Below are 21,463 nucleotides of genomic sequence, written 5' to 3'. Positions count from 1 at the left end.
GGTCATGCGACAGCCGCCCCGCGCCGCGGTGCAGGCACGCCGAGCGCAACCAGCACCCGATAGAGCAGGTAGAGCCCGACCAGGATCGCGCCGTTGCGCAGCAGCTGGTTGAGCAGGATGCCCGGATTGAGGGTGGTGGCGACGCCGCCGAGGATGAAGGACCAGACCAGCACGGCCGCCTTGAAGGAGAGGAATGCCGCGGCATAGGCGACCGCCAGGCGAGCGAGCACGGGCGCGCGTTCGACCGCCCGCAGTGCCGCATAAGCGCCCAGCGCCGACGCGACGGCGGCGGTGGCGAGCGCGGCAGCCCAGGCAAGCGTCCTGGGATCATGCGGATAGTGGAGCAGCGTGAAGCCGACGACCTGGCTGGCGAGCCAGGCGAGCAGCATCAGGGCGACGCCGTCGCGTTGGCGCATGTGCACTGCGGCGAGCGCCGCGAGCGCGGGAAAGGGCGTTGCGCAGGCGAGCACCAGCGTGGTCGCGGTGCTCGCTACGGTCAGCAGCACGATCCAGAGCGTCGAGGCGTTGCGGGCCGAAATCGCATTGGTCATCAGAACCTCCCCCGAATGCCGGCATAGATGCTGCGGCCGAGCGTGCCGTAGCGATAGGTAGTCATATATTGCTCGTCGAACACATTCTCGGCGCGCGCGAACAGCTTGAACCGCGGCGTGACCTCGAATTCGGCGCGCAGATCGACCAGCGTGTAGGGATCGAGCACCTGCGCGTTCGACGCGTTGTCGTAGCTCTTGCCCGACCAGCGGACCGCGGCGCCGGTCGTGAGGCCGAACGGGAAGCGATAGCTGACTGAGCCGTTGGCGGTGTCGCGCGGCCGGCGCGGCAGCCATTTGCCGAAAGTGGCGGTGCCCGGCGAGCGGTCCTCGGCCACGGTCCAGCTGTAATTGCCGTCGATTGTGAAGGCGCCGAAGCTGGCTGCCGCCTGCGCCTCGATTCCGTGTGCCTCGGCGCGCGAGACGTTCTGGTAATAGCCCGAGCGGCGGGTCGTCGAGCCGGGCTGGAAGCACAAAGGCAGGGTCGACGTGGCGGTGCAGCTGTTGAAGATGATCTGGTCGCTGGTCTTGCGCTCGAAATAGGTCCCGCCGAAGCTGACATGGCGGCCGAACAGATGCTGCTCGACACTCGCCTCCCAGCCATGGGCCTGTTCCGGGTTGAGCGTCCTGTTCCCGAACTCGGAGAAGAGTTGATAGAGCGTCGGCGCCTTGAAGCCTTCGCCATAGCTCGCGCGCAGTGTCGTGCCGGTCTCCAGGTTGAGCACGCCGCCGGCCTGGAACAGCGTCTTGCCGCCGAAGCGGCTGTGATCATCGTTGCGCACACCGCCGGTCAGCGTCAGCCCCTTGAACGGCTGCGCGCTCAATTGTGCATAGAAGCTGGTGATCTCGGCCTTGCCGATTACCGGCGCCGGCACGGGCGTGGCCAGCGATGCGGGCGGCGACACGCTGCGGAAACGCGAGCGCTCATTCTCGGCACCGGCGAGCAAGGTCCAGCCCTTGGCGATCGCGAAGGTGCCCTGATATTCGAGGCGCTCGTTGCGGCCGGCAGCATCGAAGGTCTGCGGTCGCGCCCGACTCGGATTGTAGTTTTCGCGATCGGTGTTGGTGTAGCCATAGCCGAAGCGGTTGCGGAACCGGCCACCGAGCAGGTCGATATTGGCGCCGGCATAGCCGACGAATTCCTTGTTGCGCGAATATTCGGGCGTATCGCCGGTCGTTGCGTCGATGTCGGTGCGGCCGCTCGAATAATAGGAACGCAGATCGAGGCTGATGTTGCTTGCCACGGCGACCTCTACGCGTGCCGACACGTTTTGGTTGGTATAGCCGTCCGCTTCCTTGCCACCGAACGCCGGAGCGATGGCGGAGATGCCACCCGTGGTGAAGGTCTGGCCGCCGAGCCGCCAGGTAACGGGTCCGGTCTTGCCGCCGATCGCGGCACGCGCGCTGACCGTCTCGCGCGAACCCGTCTCGATATCGAAGCTTCCCTCCAGCGCCTTCTCCGGCCTCGCGGTCACGACATTGACCACGCCGCCGATCGCCTGGCTGCCCCACAGGATCGACTGCGGGCCGCGCAGCACTTCGATTCGCGAGGCGTCGCCGACCAGCAGATTGGCGAAATTATAGCCGCCGCCAGTCGAGGACGGGTCGTTGAGCTTGACGCCGTCGATCACCACCACGGTTTGGTCGGTCTCGGCGCCGCGGATGCGCACCGAGGTCGAGGTGCCATAGCCGCCGTTGCGCGAGATGCTCACCCCAGGCGTGCGCAGCAGCAACTCGCTGACGCCGATATCCTGGCTGCGGTCGATCGCGGCCTTGTCGAGCACGGTCACCGAAGCGGCGACCTGATCCGCCGGGGTCGGGACGCGCATGGCGGTGACGACGATCTCGCCGGCGTCCGCATCGGCGGCCGCGTCGGGCGCCGGCGCTTGCTGGGCATAGGCGGTGGAGGCCGCGCCGAGCGCAGCGATGGAGACGGTAACGCGGAAAACGAATTTCAACATGCAAACCCTTATTCGACAGTGCCGCGGGTCGCGCGACCGATGCCGAGCCGTTCCAGGCAAGCGACATCGGCCGCGCGCGCGCGGTCGTTATCGTCGTCGCTCGGGTTTACCCCCGTCCGCCCGGAACACCCTGTCCGCACGAAGGACGACCGCGACGGGCAGGTCTCCTGGCTCGCGGGTCTATGCCGGTCCGGCCGCCTTCTCGGGATCGCTCCCAATGGCATATGGCCGGTGGCTCGCCGCTTACAGTTGCAGGGGCAGCCGGGTTCTTCCCGTTCCCATTTTAATCCCCGTCTCCGGGGAACCTGTCGCAAGGCGCGCCATACCCATTGCGCACGGCCAAGGCAATCGCTGCGGTGCAGCGTCGCGGTCAGGCCGCTTTCATCCAGACGACCAGCGCGAAGCGCGCGCGGGCCGCGGGAAGGGTACGATGCGGGGTGAAGCGGTCGAGCAGCAACACGGTACCGGCCGGGCATTCGGGCTGGAGCCGGGGCAGGCCGGCGATCGCCTCGTCGGGGATCTCGAAGCCCTTGTCGGTCAGGCGGGCAAGCGGTTCCGGGCGGCGGCCGGGAATGAGTTCGAGTCCGCCATTGTCGGGTCCGGCGTCGCTCAGCGGAATCCACGCCGTGGTCCAGACATTGCCACAGGAGGTGCCGTCGTCGCGCGCCACATCGGAATGCCAGGCATGGCGATGCTCGGGAAAGCTCGCAATGCTCGCCCGCACGCGAACGACCGAGCCGGAGAGGGAGCGTTCGCTGATCCGCTCGGCCTGGGCGAGCAGGCGCGGATCATTGGCGATTGCCTGAAGCCGGGGCCCGCGATGCGCGTCGGTGCAGATCGCGATACGCAGGAGATTGGCCTGGCTCTGGTCGGTCGCGAAGATCCGGTCGAGCCGCTCGTCGAGCGGTGCATCGGGGCAGCTTTGCTCGAAAGGCAAATAGAGCGCGCGCGAGACCCGGTCGATATGCTCGGCGATGTCCGCTTGGGCAGCTTCGACCAGCGCGGGATCGAACAGCGGTATCGCCGCATATCCCTGCTCGCGGTAGAAGGCCGCGTCGCTCATGGCCTGCTCCGCCCCAGCGTCGTAATTGACGGCCAGTCGCCACTCAGCTCGACGCGCGCGTCGATACCATAGACTTGTCGGAGATTAGCCGGGGTGAGCACCTCGGCGGGCGTGCCATCCCCGACCAGCGTGCCGCCATCGATCAGCACCAGCCGGTCGCAATAGCGCGCCGCCATGGTGAGATCGTGCAGCACCGCAATCACCAGGGCGCCGGCACGGGCCTCGCCCCGGAGCAACTCCATCACATCGATCTGATGGCCGGGATCGAGGCTCGCGAGCGGTTCGTCCGCGATCAACGCAGGCGCCTGCACCGCGAGCGCGCGGGCGAGCAGGACGCGGGCGCGCTCGCCGCCGGAAAGTTCGGTGGCGACCCGCTCGCGCAGATACAGCACGTCCGCCCGTTCCATCGCGCGGTCGATCGCGGCGGCGTCCTGCGCCCCGATCCGCGACATGGGACCGAGATGCGGCAGGCGGCCGAGCCCGACCAGCCGCTCGACGGACAGTGGCCAGTGCAGGGTCTGGCCTTGCGGCAGATAGGCGAGCTGTCGGGCGAGCTCGACGCGCGTCATCGATGCGGCGTCCGTGCCTTCGACGAGGATCCGGCCGGAATAGGGCACCAAAGCCAGCATCGCGCGCGCAAGGGTCGACTTGCCGGCACCATTGGGGCCGACGATGCCGGTGAGTGTCCCGGGCTGCAGCTCGGCGCTCACGCCGCGCACGACACTCCGGCGGCCGAGACTCACCTCGACCTGTTCGAGGCGAATGCTCACCACAGGCGCCGCTCCCGCATCAGATGGACAAGGAAGACGGGAACTCCGAGGAACGCCGTGACCACGCCCAGCTTGAGCTCGTTGGAGGTCGCGATCAGCCGAACGGCGAGATCGGCGAGGGTGAGCAGCGCCGCGCCGCCGATCGCCGAGGGCAGCAGGATCGCCGAGGGGCTGCGATCGGTGAGCGGACGGATGAGATGCGGGACAATCAGCCCGACGAATCCGATCGCGCCCGAGACCGCCACCGCGCCGCCGACGCCGATCGCGGTGCCCAGCAGCAGCCGCAGCCGCGTGCGCTTGAGGTCGACGCCCAGCGCCTGCGCGCCATCTTCGCCCAGGGTCAGCGCATCGAGTGCGCGCCCGTTCCAGAGCAGCAGCGCCATGCCGATCGCGATGCAGGGCAAGGCGATCCAGACATGCTCGAATGAACGGTTCTCGAGGCTCCCGAGCAGCCAGGTCATGATCTCCATCGCCGCGAAGGGATTGGCCGAGAGGTTGAGCGCGAGGCTGATTCCGGCGCCGGCGAGCGTCGCCACCGCAATGCCGGCGAGGATCAGGGTCAGCGGGCTTTCCGATCGGCCGGCAAGGACGAACAGCAGGATCAGCGAGACCATCGCGCACAGTATCGCCAGCAACGGCAGGATCGCTGGATGAAGCTCGGACAGGCCGAAATACAGCGCAGCGACCGCGCCGAGCGCCGCGGCGTTGGAGGTGCCGAGCACCGAGGGTTCGGCGAGCGGATTGCGCAAATAGCCTTGCAGCGCCGCGCCTGCGAGCCCGAGCATCGCGCCGACCGAGAGGCCGAGCAGCGTGCGCGGCACGCGCAGGTCGAACAGGATCGCATGCGCGATCTTGTCGCCGTGCCCGGCAAGGGCCGCCAGCATCCTGGGGAAGGAAAGGCTGACCGGCCCGAGCAGGAGCGAGGCGATGGCGGCCAGCAGCGTCAAACCGATCAGGCCGGCGAGGAGAAGGGAGCGGGAATTGGTCATGCGGGGACTCTGAGGCGCTTGCTGGCAGGATCGCGGCCGCTATGGAAGCGGTGATGCACTGGAATAGACTTGTGGCGCTTGCCTTGCCGTTGCTGGCCCTGGGCGGCGCCGGGCTTTGGGCGCGCGGGGGCACGGACCCTGCGCCGTCGGGCAAGCCCAGGCGGATCGTCTCGCTGAACCTCTGCGCGGATCAGCTCGTCCTCGCGCTGGCCGATCGCGATCAGATTGCCGGCCTCACCCATAATGCGGCGGACAAGAATATGTCCGCGGGCGCGGCCAAGGCGCGGGGGCTTCCGATCCTCTCGACCTCGGCGGAGCAGGTGCTCGCGATCGATCCCGATCTTGTGATCGGCATGCCGGCGCGGCGCAGCGCGGCGATGGGCGTGCTCAAGGGGCAGCATTACCATATGCTCGACCTCAAGACCGCCAACAGGCTCGAGGACATCTATGCCTCGATCCGCAAGGCAGCGGCAGCGGTCGGGCATCCCGAGCGTGGCGAGGCGATGATCGCGCAGATGGACGTCGAGCTCGCGAAGATTCCGCGTCCCGGTGCCGGCAAGGTCGCCGCCTATTACCAGCGCCGTGGCTTCATGACGGGCACAGGCACGCTGATCGACGACCTGATGAAGCGCGTCGGACTGGTGAACCTCGCGGGCAGGCTCCACAAGCCGGTGCTCGCGCAGGTCCGCATCGAGGAGATGGTCGCAGCCCAGCCCGACTTCCTCATCGTCGAAAGCGCTACCGACACGGTCACCGACCAGGGCACCGAGATGCTGCACCATCCTGCGCTGGCCGGCATTCCCCGGATCAGCATCCCCCAGGCCTGGACGGTGTGCGGCAGCGCCGCCTATGTTCAGGCGGCGCGCGCGATGGCGGAGCAGATCAGCGCACACTGACATTGCCGCGCCAATCGAGGCGTCCCTGCCAGCCGCGCCGCTCCAGTTCGGGAACGGGCGAATCCTCCACGGGGTGGCCGAGACAGAGCAGGGCGATCAATCGCCAGCCCGCCGGGACCTCGAGCAACCGTTCCACGAATTTGGGATCGAGGATCGACACCCAGCCCAGTCCGATCCCGCGGGCGCGGGCGGCGAGCCATAACGTGTAGATCGCCAGCACCACCGAATAGGCGCGGGTCTCCGTCATCGTTGCAGCGCCCAACCCGTGACCGGCCTGCGTCGTCTCGTCGCAGAACACGGCCAGGATTTCGGGCGCTTCGCGCAAGCCGTGGAGCTTGAGCGCGCTATAGGCATCGCGTCGTCCGTCCACATAACCCGCGCCCGCGCGGTGTGCCTCGCTATCGACATGGTCGGCCAGGCGCTCGCGCAGGGACGGCGAGTGCACCCGCACGAAGCGCCAGGGCTGCGCATTGCCCACGGACGGCGCCTGTTGCGCGGTCTCCAGCAGCGCCAGCACGGTCTCGTCGGGTAAGGCGTCGGTACGGAAATGGCGCACGTCGCGGCGCCAGGCGATCAAGCTGTCCAGCTGGTCGAGAAACGCTGCGTCGAAACGCGGTGGCGCGGCGTGGGCGATCAAAACTCGATCCCGGCCTGCGCCCTCACGCCCTGCTCGCGGAACGGGTGCTTCACCAGGGTCATCTCTGTGACGAGATCGGCCACATCGATCAGTTCCTGCTTGGCGTTGCGGCCCGTGATGATGACATGGGTCTTTTCGGGCTTGGCGGCGAGCACCTCGAGCACTTCCTCGACCGGCAGATAATCGTAGCGCAGCACGATGTTGAGCTCGTCGGCCAGCACCATCTGGTAGCTCGGATCGGCGATCATGCGCTTCACTTCCTCCCAGGCTTCGCGCGCGACGGCGATATCGCGGGCGCGGTCCTGCGTGTCCCAGGTGAAGCCTTCGCCCATCGGCTTGAATTCGATCAGCTCGGGGAAGCGGTCGAACACCGCCTTCTCGCCGGTCGCCATCGCGCCCTTCACGAACTGGACGACGCCGACCTTCATGCCGTGCCCGATCGCGCGGACGACCATGCCGAGCGCGGCCGAGGTCTTGCCCTTGCCCGGGCCGGTATGGACGATGATCAGGCCCTTCTCGATCGTCTTGGTGGCGAGCTTCTTCTCGTGCGCCGCCTGGACCTTCTCCATCTTGGCCTTGTGCTCTTCGTCGGTGCGCTGCTTCATGACGTTTCTCCAGCTAGCTCGGCGAGCAGGACGCCCGCGCTGTTCGATTTGGGCTTCCATAGCCCACGCGACAGCGCCTCGGCGAGGCGGCTGGCCGTCTCGCGCAGCGCCGCGGGGTTCGCATCGGCCATGAAGCCGCGCACGGCCTCGTCCTCGATAAAGGCGGCATGGACGGCGTCGAAATGATGGTCGCGCACCGCATGGGTGGTGGCCGCGAAGGCGAACAGATAGTCGACGCTCGCGGCGATCTCGAAGGCGCCCTTATAGCCGTGGCGCATCACCCCGGCGATCCATTTGGGATTGGTGACGCGGGCGCGGACGACGCGTCCGATCTCGTCCTCGAGCGTGCGCACGACCGGGCGCTCGGGGCGGCTATGGTCGTTATGATAACTGAGCGGCTTGCTTCCCTTGAGATGCTCGACCGCTGCGGCGATGCCGCCCTCGAACTGATAATAATCGTCGCTGTCGAGCAGGTCGTGCTCGCGATTGTCCTGGTTCTGCACGACGGCATCGGCCTGGGTCAGGCGCTCGGCGAACAGGTCGCGCTCGGCATCCCCCTCGACCCCGGCGCCATAGGCATAGCTGCCCCAGTCGAGATAGACGTCGGCGAGATCGGCGCGGCTATGCCACAGACGTTCGTCGATCATCGCCTGGAGGCCCGCGCCATAGGCGCCGGGCTTCGACCCGAATACACGGAAGCCGGCGCGTAGCGTTGCGGCCTTGGGTTCGGCGCCCTGATCGATCAACCTGGCCGTCTCGGCCCGGTGGCGCGCGGCGGCGGGATTGTCATGGTCGCTTTCGTCGAGCGCCATCACCGCGCGCGCCGCGCTGTCGATCAGGTCGATCTGCTCGGGGAAGGCGTCGCGGAAGAAGCCCGACACGCGGAAGGTGACATCGACGCGCGGGCGCCGGAGCTCGGTCACCGTCATCATTTCGAACCCGATTACCCGGCCTGAGGTCCAGTCCCAGCGCGGCCGTACCCCCATCAGCGCCAGCGCCTGGGCGATGTCGTCGCCGCCGGTGCGCATGTTCGCAGTGCCCCACGCGCTGAGCGCCATGGCGCTGGGATACGCACCTTCGCGCTGAAGATAGTCGTCGACCAGCAATTGCGCGGAGCGCTGGCCGAGATCCCAGGCGGTCGCGGTCGGGACTGAGCGTGTATCGACCGAATAGAAGTTGCGCCCGGTCGGCAGCACGTCGGGCCGTCCCCGGGTGGGAGCGCCCGAGGGGCCGGGCGCGATGAAGCGCGCATCGAGGCCGGCAAGCAGCGCGGACTGTTCAGCATCGCCACAGGCGTCGACCCGCGCGGCGAGATCGCCGAGCACGGCCTGCAATACCGTCGCCGACGCGGGCCCCGGGGCTTCCATGCCCTCGACCAGCGCGATCGCCAGCAGTTCGAGGCGCTCGACGGTGTCCCCGAACGTCCGCCACAGGTCATTCGAGATGTCAGCAAGCGGCGCCGGTTTCGGTCCGGCCCAGACATCGCCCATGATGCAATCGAGCGGATCGAAGCCGAGCCCCAGATCGTCCGCCATCGACCGCAGCAGTGAGGCCTGGCCGGGACTGTCATAGCCGCGCGGGGTGCGCGACAGCGCGATCAGCAGGTCAGTGCGCAGCCGGCCTTCGGGCGAGCGGGTGAAGATGTGCAGCCCGTCGCGGATCTGCATTTCCTTCAGCTCGCACAGATAATTGTCGAGCGCGGCGAGCGCATCGTCGCCATCGCCGACCGCGCCGGCATCGGTATCGAGGCCCTGCGAGCGGGCGAGGTTGAGAATCTCGCCCTTGAGATGCGCGATCCGGCGCGGGTCCATGCCGGCGGCGAGATAATATTCGTCGACCAGCGCTTCGAGCTGCTTGAGCGGCCCATAGCTTTCCGCACGGGTCAGTGGCGGGGTGAGGTGGTCGACGATCGCCGCGCCGATCCGGCGCTTGGCCTGGGTGCCCTCACCGGGATCGTTGACGATGAACGGGTAGAGTTGCGGCACCGGGCCCGCGCAGATCTCGGGGAAGCAGGTCTCGGACAGCGCCAGCGCCTTGCCCGGCAGCCATTCGAGATTGCCATGCTTGCCGACATGGACGACCGCGTGCGCGCCGAAATGCCGGTTCAGCCAGAAATGGAAGGCGAGATAGGCGTGTGGCGGCACCAATGCCGGATCGTGATAGGTCGCCTTGGGATCGACATTATAGCCGCGCGCTGGCTGCACCGCGACCGCGATATTGCCGAACCGGTGCACCGCGAGGCGGAAAGCACCGTCCCGCACGAACGGGTCTGCCTCGGCTGCGCCCCAGCGCTCGCTCACCGCGTTGCGCACGGCCTGGGGCAGAGCGTCGAAGGCTTGGGCATAGTCGGCGATCGCCAGTGCGATCTCGCCCGGCCGGTCGATCGAATCGAGCGCATTGGTGACGCCCGCCACCATCGTGTCCATCAAGGCCGCACCGTCGGTGGGCGCTTCGCCGATCGCGTAGCCGGAGCCGCCGAGCGCGGTGAGGATCGCCGCCGCGCTGGCTGGCGCGTCGAGGCCGACGCCGTTGCCGATCCGGCCGTCGCGATTGGGGTAGTTGGCGAGGACCAGCGCGATCCGGCGTTCCGCTGCCCGCGTTCGGCGCAACCTCGCCCAATTGGCGGCGAGTCGGGCGACGAAGGCGACCCGGTCCGGTGCGACCCTGGGCACGATGATCCCGCATTCGGTGCGCGCGTCGAACCGCTCGGCGGCCTTGAACGCGACCGCGCGGCTGAACAGCCGGCCGTCGATCTCGGGCAGCGCGACGTTCATCGCGAGATCGCGCGGGCCGAGACCGCGTGGGGAGTCTGTCCAGGCCGATTGCTCGACACCGGCGAACACGGTCTGGAGGATCACGCAGTCCGCGGTCTCCAGTACGCCGCCGATCCTGTTCTCGCCCGGCGACGATGCGGCGAACGAGGTGGCGTTGAGGATGACGTCGGGCCGCAGTTCCGTAATCAGCCCGCGCAGCCAGTCGACCGCGAACGGTTCGCGCAGCGCCCGGACATAGACCGGGGCGACGTTCAGGCCCTGCGCCTCGAGTTCGGCGACCATGGCATCGACCGCGTCGAGCGTGCCGGCGATAGTCAGGGCGCGGTAGAAGACGAACAGGGCGACAGGCCGTCCTTCGGTCCAGCGCGCATGCAGATCGGCCAGGGCAGGGCGATCGACCCCCTTCACATACAATCCCGCATCGGCAACCGGAACCGGATCGTCGGGTGTGCCGATGTCTCGGGCGATCAGGCGAGCGGCGGTGCGCAGGAAACCGATTGCGTTGGCGACCCCGCCCTGGCGCAGATAGTCGCGCAGCCGGGCACAGGTCTCGGGCGGCAGGGTCGAGGCGGCGTCGAGCGCCGGATCGTCCTCGCGTCCATCGGCGATCGCGGCGAAGGCGATGCCGTGCGCGCGGGCAACCGCGGCGATCTCGTCGATCCCATAGGGCCAATAGGCCTTGCCGCCGAGCAGGACGACGCAGACGAACTTCGCCTTCGCGATCACCTTCTCGACATAGAGATCGACCGAATAGGGATGCTTGAGCTGGAGCAGGTTCGCCAGCCGGATACGCGGCGCGCCATCGCCCAGCGCCTCGGCCGCCCGCGCGAAACACGCCAGCTCGCTATCCGCCACGGTCAGGAACACGATATCGCCCGGCGACTGGTCGAGGTCGATTGCCTCGTCGCCGTTCGAAACCGTCCCCGGCGTGGCGGACAGCAGATGCATCAGCCGAGGACGCTCGCGAGTTCGGTTTCGATTCCCGCGCGGTCCAGCCCCTTCTGGCCGATCACCACCAGCTGAGTGCGGCGCGCTTCTTCGGGCTTCCACGCGCGATCGAAGAAATGCTGGACGCGCGGGCCGACCGCCTGGATGACGAGGCGGCTGGGCTTTCCCGCGACCGCGACCATGCCCTTGACGCGCAGTACATCGTGTTTGGCGATGACCTCGCCCAGCCGGGCGACGAGCGCGTCGAGATCGGCAACTTCACCGCCGGTCGCGACGAAGCTGTCGAAATCGTCGTGATCATGCTCCTCGCCATCGTCGATATGCGACTTGCGCGAATCGAGATCGTCCTCGGCTGCCGCGGTGATGCCGAGCAACGCGGCGATATCGACCGCGCCGTGATCGGCGCGCACGATCCGTACGCCGGGCCGCGTCTCCGCGTCGACCAGCGCCTCGACCCGCGCAAGCGTCTCGGCATCGACCAGGTCGGTCTTGTTGAGCACGACCATGTCGGCACAGCCGAGCTGCTCCTCGAACAGCTCCTCCAGCGGCGAATCATGGTCGAGATTGGGGTCGGCCGCGCGTGCCGCCGCCAGTGCCGCCTCGTCGGTGGCGAAGCGTCCGGCCGCGACCGCATCGGCATCGATCAGCGCGATGACGCCGTCGACGGTCGCACGGGTGCGGATGTCCGGCCATTGGAACGCCTTGACCAGCGGCTTGGGGAGCGCGAGCCCGCTGGTCTCGATGATGATGTGCTCGGGCGGGTTGGGCCGGTCGAGTAGCTTCTGCATCGTCGGCAGGAAGTCGTCGGCGACGGTGCAGCAGATGCAGCCATTGGCCAGCTCGACGATGTCATCTTCCGGGCAGGCCTCGTCATTGCAGCCCTTGAGCAGCTCGCCATCGACGCCGACGTCGCCGAACTCGTTGATCACGAGCGCGATGCGACGCCCCTGCGCATTCTCCAGCAGATGGCGGATCAGCGTGGTCTTGCCGGCCCCCAGAAATCCGGTGATGACGGTAGTGGGCACTTTGCTCACGCTGCTTCTCCTTCTTCGACGTCGACAGGTGCGCGATCATGGATCGCACGCCAATGGGAAACTCTTGCGTCGCCCGCAGCGGCGAGGCGCCGCAGCGCGATCCGCGAAGGCGTCATGACCAACATCGGTGGCGGGGGCGTGCCGTTCGCCTGGGCGAGCGGTCGATGCACGACGACGGGCCGACGCCAAAAGCACCCGGCACCATGCACCGATGCGGCCCCAGCCGCATGGTTCGTCGCTCAGACGGAGTTCCGTGCCTTGGCCATTCCCTGGACCAGGGCAAGAGCGACCGGTGCGCTGGCAGGTCTCCTGGCTCGCGGGTCATAGCTTGATGCACGGCCTTCCCAAGCCTTCGCGCTCGCGCGTGATCGGCCCAGTGGCTTGCCTCTCGAAGAGAGGCGGTGTGCATCGCGCTCGCCGCTTACAGTTGCAGGGACAGCCGCGGAGTTGGACGGCCGAAGCCGCCCGCACCGCATTCCCGATTAAGCCCCTTTCGGGGCACCGGCGCGATCACGAGGCGCGGGGGCAACCCCGTTCCTCAAGCGCGCCAATAGGCGGTTGCCAACCCATCGGCAAGATATGGAGATTTCTTTATCCGCTCCCGGTGACCGGCCCGAGCGACTGCAACCGCCAGACGCGATTGAACGACAAGACCGTCACCGAGAGGGGCGCGACATCGATCCGCCACGTCGCGCCGATCGGCAGCGACAGGGCAGCGGCGATCGCCGCGCGCACCACGGCCGGGTGGGTGATCGCCAGCACGGGCACATCCCGTCCGGCCTGGCTGGTGAGCCACTCGGCGACACGCAGGCCGACCACCGCCATCGTCTCGCCGCCGGGCGCGCCCGCCCCGGGGTCGGCGATCCATGCGGCAGCAGCCTCGGGATCGGCGGCATTGATCTCGGCAACGCTTTTACCGCTCCAGTCGCCATGATCGATATCGCCGAGCGCCGGATCGATATCGGCGGTCAGACCAAGCGCTTCCGCCGTCTGGCGCGCCGCCGACGCCGGGCTGGTGGCGACATGCCGTGGGGAGGGCCCCGCGATGCGCAGGCCGGTCGCTGCGCGCAGCCCCTCGGTGTCGAGCGGCTCGGCGGGATCGGCGAACCCGCCGACGCGGCTCATGGCGGTGGCGGCATGGCAGAGCAGGGTCAGTCGCGTGGCCAGGCGGGCCTCCCGATATCGTTGACGTTGCGCTCGGTTCCGTCCTAGGGCGATGCCGAAGGACCGAGGAAGAAGCCGGTGGAATTCCGGCACGGTCGCGCCACTGTTATCGGCAGCACCTCCCTGCTGTCGAGAGTCAGACCTTCCTCGCGACATTATCCCCGCGGGACGCGTACATCCCGGTCAAGGAGCTGAACATGCCGGCCACGACTCTCTTCGCCGACGACGTCTTCATCCCCGTCCGGGGCGAGACGGCCATTCCGATCGGCGAGATCCTGCCCTGGGCCGTCTTCGGCACGCTGCTTGCCCTGATCTTCCTTTATTTCGTCAGCACCGAGCAGGGCGCGGTGTCGCTGTTCAGTGGCAAATATGTGCACGAACTCGTCCATGACGGGCGCCATCTGCTCGGCTTTCCCTGCCACTAAGCGCCGAACATGGCGCGTACCCTGTTGATCCGCGGCATGCTGGTGGGCCTGGTCGCTGCCTTGCTGGCGTTCCTGTTCGCCCGTGTCGCCGCGGAGCCACAGGTCGATCTGGCGATCGCATTCGAGGCCGCGCGCGACCATGCGATGGGCGCGATGGACGAGCCCGAGCTGGTCAGCCGCGCGACTCAAAAGGGGTTCGGCCTGATCATCGCCGTGCTGCTCTACGGCGCGGCGATCGGCGGGATCTTCTCGCTGGTGTTCGCCGGACTCTATGGGCGCTGGTCGCGGCTCGGGCCGCGCTCGCTCGCCTTGCTGCTCGCCCTGGCGGGTTTCGTCGCGATCGCCCTGGTGCCGGCCTTGAAATATCCGCCGAACCCGCCCGCGGTCGGCCTGCACGAGACCGTGGCGTTTCGGACGATCACCTATTTCGCGATGATCGCCTTGTCGGTGGTCGCACTGATCGTCGCCGCGAAGCTCGGGCGCGGCCTGACTCGGCGTCTCGGCGCCTTCAATGCGATGCTCTGCGCCGCCGGCTGCTATGTCGGGCTGGTGACCGCGGTGCAGCTCGCCTTGCCCGCGATCAACGAAGTGCCGACGGATTTCCCGGCAGTCGTGTTGTGGAACTTCCGCATCGCGTCGATTGCCATGCAGGCGGTGCTGTGGACGGCGATCGGCATCGGCTTCGGCGCTGCTGCCGAGCATGCGCTGCGTCATGGGGCGAGCCGCCGCGGCTAGCGGCTCGGGCGTTGCGTCGGGGCGATCGTTTCGCACCTGCTAAAACATCTTGCCTCGGTCGGACATGGGCCATATCGCATCCCTTGATCGCGTCGGTACCCCGAAAGGGGTTTAAAATTGGAACGCGGTGAGGGTGGTTCGCCACCTGAATCCGAGGCTGTCCCTGCAACTGTAAGCGGCGAGCGCGATGCATGGCTCCTTTCGAGGGAGCAGCCACTGGGCCGGACGATATGTGCCGCGAGGCTTGGGAAGGCATGCATCAAGCTGTGACCCGTGAGCCAGGAGACCTGCCGGCGTCTGGTCGCTCTTGCCTGGTCCAGGGGATGGCCGAGGCACGGTGAACTCCGTCTGAGCGACGAACGAGCGGCTGGGGCCGCATCGGAGACGTGCGGTGGCCGCCCTTGGCGTCCGGCCGCCGCGCGTACCGACCGTTCGTGTGACGGCACGCCCCCGCCCAACGTCGGACGACGCCTGGGGGGTTGCCAATGAAGAAGATCACCATCGTATCGCAGCTGGCCCTCGCGGCCGTTCTCGCAACATGCGCCGGCACCGCCGCCAGCGCGCGGACCGCGGAGGACCGAGCCGGGAGCCACGCGGTCGACGGTCCCGACCGGCCTGACGGAGACATCGTCGTCACCGGTACGAGCCTCGAAGAGACCCTGCCGCAGGAGCTTGCCCGCTACGGCAGCGACATCGAAACCGTCACCGGGAAGCAGGTTCGCGACCGCGGCGTCGTCGACATCGCCAGCGCGCTGGAGAGCGTCCCTGGCCTGTACATCAAGCCGGGTGCCGGCCCGTTCAGCTATGTCGACCTCTCGCTCCAGGGTTCGCGCACCCAGGACGTGCTGTGGACCGTCGACGGCATCCGCATCAACAACCGCCTCTATGGCGGCACCTCGCCCAACGACACGCTGCCTGCCAGCATGATCGAGCGGATCGAAGTGCTGAAGGGCGGCGAGAGCCTGTTCTACGGCACCCAGGCCGCCGCCGGCGTCATCAACGTCGTGACCCGTGGCTTCACCGACGATTTCAACGGCCAGGTCAATGCCAATGTCGACAGCCGCGGCGGGACCAATGTCGACGGCTATGTCCGGGGCAGTCTCGGCGAGCACAAGTTCGTCGCCTGGGCCTCACGCAACGACGCCGACGGCTATCGCCCGTACAGCGTGATGCAGCCCAGCGCGACCGACCGCGAGCGCGGATATCACCTCTGGTCGGTCGGCGGGAAATACCAGTTCGATGTCACGCCGGACCTGCGCCTCAACGCCGAATATCAGCACACGGAGGCGAATCTCGACAATCTCTCGCCGACCCGGGTCAACAGGAGCCGCAACGACCGCAACGAGGAGATCGCCAGCCTCCGCCTCGATTACACCGGCAGCGACACCGTCCAGTTCTACCTGAAGGGCTATTATCACGACTGGCGCACTGCCTATGTCCAGATCCTCAACCCGATCCCGGCGGGTCCGCCGATCACGGTCTATCCCGACGGCACCTTCTGGGGCTTCCAGGATTATGGCGGCAGTGCAGTGGTGAAGCTGCACCTGCACAAAGGCCTCGAATATCTGGTCGGCTACGACTTCCAGAACTTCAATGGCCGTGACGACGTGCTGCTGATCGGCAAGCTTACCGAGCAGGTCCATGCCGGAATCTTCCAGGTCCGCACCACCGACGAGATCAGCAAGCGCGGGCGGCTCACCGCGGGTGTGCGCTATAACGAGACCGGCGGCGCGAAGAAGACGATCTGGAACGTCAGCGGCCGTTACGACCTGACCGACAGCCTCTATATCGAGGGCAATGGCGGCACCTCCTTCATCCTGCCCGACGCGTCGTCGCTCTACGGCATCGATCCATGCTGCGAGATCGGCAACCCGAACCTCAAGCCCGAGCAAAGCCTCAATCTCAACCTGACAGCCGGCGGCAAGGTCGCGCTGGCGGACGGTGCGCTCAATTGGAAGGTCACCTATTTCCAGCGCCGGATCACCGACCTGATCGACTATGACTATGACAATCCCGCCTTCCCGAACGGGACCTACATCAACGTCGGCGACAAGGTGAACGTGCACGGCGCCGAGATCGTCCTCGACGCGCAGGTGGCGCGCGACTGGCAGGTGATGGCGAGCTACACCTTCAACCGCACCCGGAACGAGGGATCGACGACTCAGCGCGACCGCACGCCTGAGCACTTCGCCAAGGGATCGATCGCCTATGCGCCCCAGGACCTGCCCTTTGGCGCGAATGCTTCGATCAACTGGGTTGGTGATGCCTTCTCGTCGCCCTCGGGTTTTCCGCGCCAGAACTACGGCAATTATGCGGTCGTCGATCTCGGCGCGCATCTCTATGTCGACGGCGCTGCCCGCCGGCACCGCTTCGGCGTTAACATCGAGAATGTCACCGGCCAGGAATATGCGACGCGCGGCTTTGGGTCGGCACCGGCCGATTCCGGCGGGCGCTTCCTCTATTTCAACCGCGGCGTGCCCCGCACGCTGCGGGCCAGCTATGGCCTGAGTTTCTGAGCCATGCTCCGTCCCGTCCTCTTCCTCCATCGTTGGCTGGGCGTCGTCATCGGCGCACTCATGACGCTTTGGTGCCTGTCGGGCTTCGTCATGATGTATGTCGATTATCCCCGGCTGATGCCCGCCGACCAGCTGCGCGGGCTCGCGCCCGTGCAGCTGCCGAACGCCGCGGCGCTCGGACGCATAGACCTGGCGGCGGACACGCCGGTCGCATCGGTGAAGATGGAGATGATGGCGGGGCGGCCGGTGCTGCGCGTGATGCCGGCACTGGACTCGAGCCGCCCGATTCCCCAGATGCGCATGTCGCCGGGCAGCTATGACCTGTCGACCGGCAAGCTGATCGAAACATTGGCGCCGGGCGACATCCGCGCCATCGCCACGACATTCGGGCAGCGCTTCGGCATCGCCGGGATGCCGGACAAGGTGGCGATCACCGGCATCGATCAATGGACCGTCCAGACCTTCCGGCGCAACCAGCCGCTCTACCGCGTCGATTATGCCGATCCCGCCGTCACGACCGTCTATATCGCGGGCAATAGCGGTGAGGCGGTGCAGCGGACGACGCGGTTCCAGCGATTCTGGGGCTGGCTCGGCGCGGTGCCGCACTGGCTCTATCCGACGATCCTTCGCCAGAATGGCGACGCGTGGAATCAGGTCGTCATCTGGACCTCGTTGATCGGCTGCTTCCTGACGATCACCGGCCTGTGGGTGGGCATCTCCCGGCTGCGGCGCCGGCGCGACGGGAGCATCGGCTCGCCCTATCGCGGGTTGTGGTGGTGGCACCATATGTTCGGCCTGTTCTTCGGGCTGCTGACCCTGACCTGGGTGGCCAGCGGGCTCTTCTCGATGAACCCATGGGGTTTCCTCGACAGCATGGCAGGCCTCGCCGAAAGCCAGCGCCTCGCCGGCCCGATGACCTGGGGCGATGTCCGCGGTGCCGCCGGACAGCTTCCGGTCCTGCCGGCGGGCACGGTGAGAGTGCAAGGCGCGCCGCTTGGCGGACGGGTCTTTCTGGTCGCGATCGACCGGGACGGCCGCATCACCCGCTTCGATGTGAGCGGCAGGCCAGCACCGCTCCGGGAAGCGGAGCTGAAGGTTGCGCTGCGCAATGGCCCGCCGGTCGCCTCGCTCGAGAAGCTTGGGCAGGAAGACGCCTATTATTACACCCACAAATTCCCGATGAAGCTGCCGGTCTGGCGCGCGATCCTGTCCGATCCCGAGGCGACCCGGCTCTATATCGACCCGGGCTCCGGGGCGCTGATCCAGGCGATCGACAGCAACGGCCGCGGCTTTCGTTGGCTGCAGAACGGGCTGCACAGCCTCGATTTCCCCGTGCTGCGGACGCGGCCGCTATGGGACCTGGTCGTGCTTCCACTGCTGCTGGCCGTGACCCTTGTCTGCGGGACAGGGACCTGGATGGGCATCCGCAAGCTCGGCAGGGACCTGCGCCGGCTGCGCCTCCGGCTGGGGCGAGGCAGGCGAACGTCTATCGGCGGGGAAGATGTCGCAGGATTCTAACTTGAACCGTATCGGTCGCCATCCGGCCGGGAGGCTCGCACATGCCAGGCGCCTTTAGGCTAAAAGCGTCGACACATACCTTAAGTGGATTCCATAGCTGGACCCTCGATGGAGCCCATGACGATGCTCATCGTCGCGGGCCTCGACACGTTCATCGAGCGCAATCTAGTCGAAGGGATATCCGCGAGGCAGTGCCCGCCGGGCAAGGAGCCGAGACGTCCGATTCGCAGCCGGTTCCGTCTCCATTGGTCGCAGTTTACTGCTCCCAAAAACGGAAGTGCCATTCTGCACCAATATTCGACGGCGCGAGATTCTGTCTCGACAATGGCCCGTAAGCCAGTGAAATCGCTGGTGACCCCTACGAGAATCGAACTCGTGTTTTCGCCGTGAGAGGGCGACGTCCTAACCGCTAGACGAAGGGGCCATACCTTGCGGAGCGGCGCATCTACGGTGAGCGGGGCTCACCGTCAAGATGGCGCACGCCTGTCAGCGCAGAAGCATGTCCGGCGACAGCGTCTTCACATCGGTCTGGCCGGTCAGCGCCATCGCCACCGCCATCTCATGGCGCAGCAGCTCAAGCATCTGCGCCACGCCCGCGCCACCTCTGGCCGCCAGCGCATAGGCCCAGGCACGGCCGAGCAGCACGCCCTTCGCGCCCAGCCCCAGCGCTCGCAGCACATCGACGCCAGAGCGGATGCCGCCGTCCATCAGCACATCGGCACGACCCGCCACGGCATCGACCACGCCCGGCAGCGCCGCGATGGAGGAGGGCGCTCCATCGAGCTGCCGCCCGCCATGGTTGGATACCACGATCGCGGTCGCGCCGATGTCGCAGGCGGTGACCGCATCGGCCGGGTCCATCACGCCCTTGATCACGATCGGCCCGTCCCAATGCTGGCGGATCCAGTCCATGTCCTTCCAGGTGATCGACGGATCGAAATTGCGCGCGACCCAGGCGGTGAACTGGTCGAGCCCGGCACCCTCGGGCATCACCGGGGCGAAATTGCCCAGGGTATGCGGTCCGCCGAACAGGCCGACATCGAACGCCCAATGCGGATGCGTGGCGATCTGGGTGAAGCGCTTGATCCGCGCGCCTAGGCCCTGCTTGCCGGTCAGGCTCGATCGCACGTCGCGGTACCGCGCGCTGTGCACGATCAGGTCGACGGTCAGCACCAGTGTCTCCACGCCGATCGCCTTGGCGCGCGCCAGCATGTCCTTCATGAACTCGCGGTCGCGGATCATGTAGAGCTGGAAGGCGAAGGGCTGGGTGACGCCCGCCGCTACCTCTTCCATGCCGCAACAGGCGGAGGCGGAGAGGATGAAGGGCACGCCCGCCGCCTCCGCCGCGCGCGCCGCCTGCACTTCGCCGCGCCGCGCATACATGCCCGCCAGCCCGACCGGCGCCAGCGCGACGGGCAGCGATGCCGTGCGGCCCAGCAAGGTGGTGGACAGGTCGATCTGCGAGACGTCGGTCATGACCTTCTGGCGCAGCTTCAGCCGCTGCAGGTCCTCGACATTGCTGCGCATGGTCGATTCCGAATAGGAGCCGCCGTCGATATAATCGAACAGGAACAGGGGCAGGCGCGCTTTCGCGAGCAGCCGGAAATCATCGATGCAGGCCGGTGTCACCGTGTCGATCTAGGTCCCGGGCCCGGCCCCCGCAATGTCATTGTTGCGCGGGAGCCGGGCGCATTGCCTACCGGCTGCTCGGGGTCGCGATCGCGCCCGGTCGCGCGTCGAACTTCAGCGTCGCCGCGTCGTCGCGGGCCAGCGTCCGGCCGTTGAAGCGATAGACCTCGATGTCCTTGTCGACCGCGCATTGCAGCAGCACCGTCTTCGCATTGTCGCTGAAGGTCGCGCCCTGGCACCAGGCGCCGGTCTCGGTCTCGGTGATCGGGGTCAGCGCCATGCCCTTCACGCCATAGATTTTCAGCGCACCATGCGGCCAGTAACCCGCCGAACCCGGCGCGCCGCCCGATCCGTTATGCACCACCACCGCAAGATAGCGTCCGTCGCGCGACAGGGTGAGATGCTCGGGCGTGAAGCCCACCTCGACCGCATTGACCTTGCCCGTCGCCAGCTCGACCGCAGTCACCGTGCCGACGCGCGGGCCGCGGGGCGGGGTGGTGCCGGCCGGCGGCGTGTTGCCCTGCAGGTTGGTATTATAGGCATAGCGCCCGTCAGGGCTGAACGAGATGCCGTAAGGCTGAACGCCGGTGGAGATCGGTTCGCCGGCCAGCGTCACGCTGTCGCCCGATACGGCCAGCCGCATCAACTGCCCTGCGCTCTGTGCGACCGCGACGGCGCCCTTGCCGTTGGGCAGGAATGCCACGTCGGTCGGCCGTGCCTTGGCGGGCAGCTGCACCTTGCCCGCGGGCGTCAGGCGCTTGTCCTTGATCGTGAAGATCGAGACCGTGTCGTCGCCCGTGCTGACCACCAGCGCCAGCGTGCCAGCGCGGTTGATCGCGACGCCGCTCGCGCCCGGGCCTGCCTGTACCGTCTGCGCCAGCGCCGGCGCGGTCGGGTCGGCGAGGTCGATCACCGAGACGCCGTCGTTAAGTTCCAGCGTACCGTCCGTCTTCAGGCGCTGCGCGGCGGATACCAGCGCGAAGCCGCCATTGCGCGCGACCGCGACCGCCGCCGGCGGGCCGATCATGCTCGCGGGTGCCGCGACCGTGCCGATCGTCTTGGGCGGATAGCTGCGCAGGTCGATCACCGACACGCTGTCGGCGGTACGGCCGGCATCGCCGGGGCGGAGCTGCTTGCCGTCATTGGCCGACACGGCGAGCTGCGCCGAAAGTGCGCCGGGCACGGCGAGCGCGATGACGGCGGCGGCGAGGCTGATGCTGGTCTTCATGGGCGTCCCTCTCTCATGTCATG

Annotated in this window: 17 protein-coding genes, 1 tRNA gene and 4 riboswitches; of the genes, 5 read left to right on the top strand and 13 right to left on the bottom strand. The window is 67.4% G+C overall.

Annotation, left to right across the window (positions count from 1 at the left end; translation table 11 throughout):
- Window positions 1–2: 2 nt before the first annotated feature.
- From AC1DX5_RS14410 to AC1DX5_RS14390, 5 genes are all read right to left on the bottom strand, one after another.
- The gene (locus AC1DX5_RS14410; protein WP_478016136.1) at window positions 3–551 is read right to left on the bottom strand and encodes a hypothetical protein; all 549 of its coding nucleotides are present in this window, start codon (window positions 549–551) and stop codon (window positions 3–5) included.
- Window positions 551–2,509 (bottom strand): TonB-dependent receptor plug domain-containing protein, encoded by a 1,959-nt coding sequence (locus AC1DX5_RS14405; protein ID WP_478016135.1) that lies wholly within the window; start codon window positions 2,507–2,509, stop codon window positions 551–553. Before AC1DX5_RS14405 ends, AC1DX5_RS14410 begins: the two co-directional genes overlap by 1 nt.
- 140 nt (window positions 2,510–2,649) lie before the next feature.
- Window positions 2,650–2,833: riboswitch (cobalamin riboswitch) on the bottom strand.
- 46 nt (window positions 2,834–2,879) lie between these two features.
- Window positions 2,880–3,572: a phytanoyl-CoA dioxygenase family protein gene (locus AC1DX5_RS14400; RefSeq protein WP_478016134.1), complete on the bottom strand. Its 693-nt coding sequence runs from the start codon at window positions 3,570–3,572 to the stop codon at window positions 2,880–2,882.
- Complete coding sequence (locus tag AC1DX5_RS14395) at window positions 3,569–4,345, bottom strand: ABC transporter ATP-binding protein (protein ID WP_478016133.1); 777 nt, start codon at window positions 4,343–4,345, stop codon at window positions 3,569–3,571. Before AC1DX5_RS14395 ends, AC1DX5_RS14400 begins: the two co-directional genes overlap by 4 nt.
- Entirely contained in the window at window positions 4,339–5,331 is a 993-nt protein-coding gene (locus AC1DX5_RS14390) for a FecCD family ABC transporter permease (protein ID WP_478016132.1), read from the bottom strand. The genes AC1DX5_RS14395 and AC1DX5_RS14390 overlap by 7 nt, the downstream gene beginning before the upstream one ends.
- A gap of 53 nt (window positions 5,332–5,384) precedes the next feature.
- Here AC1DX5_RS14390 and AC1DX5_RS14385 point away from each other — a divergent pair, with 53 nt between their 5' ends.
- A complete protein-coding gene (locus tag AC1DX5_RS14385; protein WP_478016131.1) occupies window positions 5,385–6,227 on the top strand; it encodes an ABC transporter substrate-binding protein in 843 nt (280 codons plus the stop codon).
- Here AC1DX5_RS14385 and bluB read toward each other — a convergent pair.
- The 5 genes from bluB to AC1DX5_RS14360 form a co-directional block, all read right to left on the bottom strand.
- The gene (gene bluB / locus AC1DX5_RS14380; protein ID WP_478016130.1) at window positions 6,214–6,864 is read right to left on the bottom strand and encodes a 5,6-dimethylbenzimidazole synthase; all 651 of its coding nucleotides are present in this window, start codon (window positions 6,862–6,864) and stop codon (window positions 6,214–6,216) included. The two genes, AC1DX5_RS14385 and bluB, sit on opposite strands and share 14 nt — an antisense overlap.
- Window positions 6,861–7,469 carry a cob(I)yrinic acid a,c-diamide adenosyltransferase gene (gene cobO / locus AC1DX5_RS14375; RefSeq protein WP_478016129.1) on the bottom strand — a complete coding sequence of 203 codons (609 nt, stop codon included), beginning with the start codon at window positions 7,467–7,469 and terminating at the stop codon, window positions 6,861–6,863. The genes bluB and cobO overlap by 4 nt, the downstream gene beginning before the upstream one ends.
- The gene (gene cobN / locus AC1DX5_RS14370; protein WP_478016128.1) at window positions 7,466–11,191 is read right to left on the bottom strand and encodes a cobaltochelatase subunit CobN; all 3,726 of its coding nucleotides are present in this window, start codon (window positions 11,189–11,191) and stop codon (window positions 7,466–7,468) included. Before cobN ends, cobO begins: the two co-directional genes overlap by 4 nt.
- Window positions 11,191–12,225, bottom strand: a complete 1,035-nt coding sequence (gene cobW / locus AC1DX5_RS14365; RefSeq protein ID WP_478016127.1) for a cobalamin biosynthesis protein CobW — start codon at window positions 12,223–12,225, stop codon at window positions 11,191–11,193. Before cobW ends, cobN begins: the two co-directional genes overlap by 1 nt.
- A gap of 282 nt (window positions 12,226–12,507) precedes the next feature.
- Window positions 12,508–12,746, bottom strand: a riboswitch (cobalamin riboswitch).
- Between the two features lie 70 nt (window positions 12,747–12,816).
- On the bottom strand, window positions 12,817–13,374 hold the full coding sequence (locus AC1DX5_RS14360; RefSeq protein ID WP_478016181.1) for a histidine phosphatase family protein: 558 nt from the start codon (window positions 13,372–13,374) through the stop codon (window positions 12,817–12,819).
- A 32-nt stretch (window positions 13,375–13,406) separates the two neighbouring features.
- A riboswitch (cobalamin riboswitch) is annotated at window positions 13,407–13,567 on the top strand.
- 19 nt (window positions 13,568–13,586) lie between these two features.
- Here AC1DX5_RS14360 and AC1DX5_RS14355 point away from each other — a divergent pair.
- From AC1DX5_RS14355 to AC1DX5_RS14340, 4 genes are all read left to right on the top strand, one after another.
- The gene (locus AC1DX5_RS14355) at window positions 13,587–13,814 is read left to right on the top strand and encodes a CbtB domain-containing protein (RefSeq protein ID WP_465169821.1); all 228 of its coding nucleotides are present in this window, start codon (window positions 13,587–13,589) and stop codon (window positions 13,812–13,814) included.
- Window positions 13,815–13,823: 9 nt separating this feature from the next.
- Complete coding sequence (locus AC1DX5_RS14350; RefSeq protein ID WP_478016126.1) at window positions 13,824–14,549, top strand: CbtA family protein; 726 nt, start codon at window positions 13,824–13,826, stop codon at window positions 14,547–14,549.
- A gap of 76 nt (window positions 14,550–14,625) precedes the next feature.
- Window positions 14,626–14,858: riboswitch (cobalamin riboswitch) on the top strand.
- 176 nt (window positions 14,859–15,034) lie between these two features.
- Window positions 15,035–17,065 (top strand): TonB-dependent receptor plug domain-containing protein, encoded by a 2,031-nt coding sequence (locus AC1DX5_RS14345; protein WP_478016125.1) that lies wholly within the window; start codon window positions 15,035–15,037, stop codon window positions 17,063–17,065.
- A 3-nt stretch (window positions 17,066–17,068) separates the two neighbouring features.
- Window positions 17,069–18,583 (top strand): PepSY domain-containing protein, encoded by a 1,515-nt coding sequence (locus tag AC1DX5_RS14340; protein ID WP_478016124.1) that lies wholly within the window; start codon window positions 17,069–17,071, stop codon window positions 18,581–18,583.
- Between the two features lie 349 nt (window positions 18,584–18,932).
- On the opposite strand, the gene AC1DX5_RS14335 is transcribed toward AC1DX5_RS14340, so the two are convergent.
- The 3 genes from AC1DX5_RS14335 to AC1DX5_RS14325 all read right to left on the bottom strand — a co-directional run bounded on the left by AC1DX5_RS14335 (window position 18,933) and on the right by AC1DX5_RS14325 (window position 21,440).
- Window positions 18,933–19,007 (bottom strand) — tRNA-Glu (locus AC1DX5_RS14335).
- 62 nt (window positions 19,008–19,069) lie between these two features.
- Complete coding sequence (locus tag AC1DX5_RS14330; protein WP_478016123.1) at window positions 19,070–20,212, bottom strand: L-lactate dehydrogenase; 1,143 nt, start codon at window positions 20,210–20,212, stop codon at window positions 19,070–19,072.
- A gap of 67 nt (window positions 20,213–20,279) precedes the next feature.
- Window positions 20,280–21,440 carry a lactonase family protein gene (locus AC1DX5_RS14325; RefSeq protein WP_478016122.1) on the bottom strand — a complete coding sequence of 387 codons (1,161 nt, stop codon included), beginning with the start codon at window positions 21,438–21,440 and terminating at the stop codon, window positions 20,280–20,282.
- Between the last annotated feature and the right edge of the window lie 23 nt (window positions 21,441–21,463).

The sequence above is a fragment of the Sphingomonas sp. P2_B6 genome, assembly GCF_056404755.1.
This window is presented reverse-complemented; position numbering and strand designations above follow the sequence as displayed.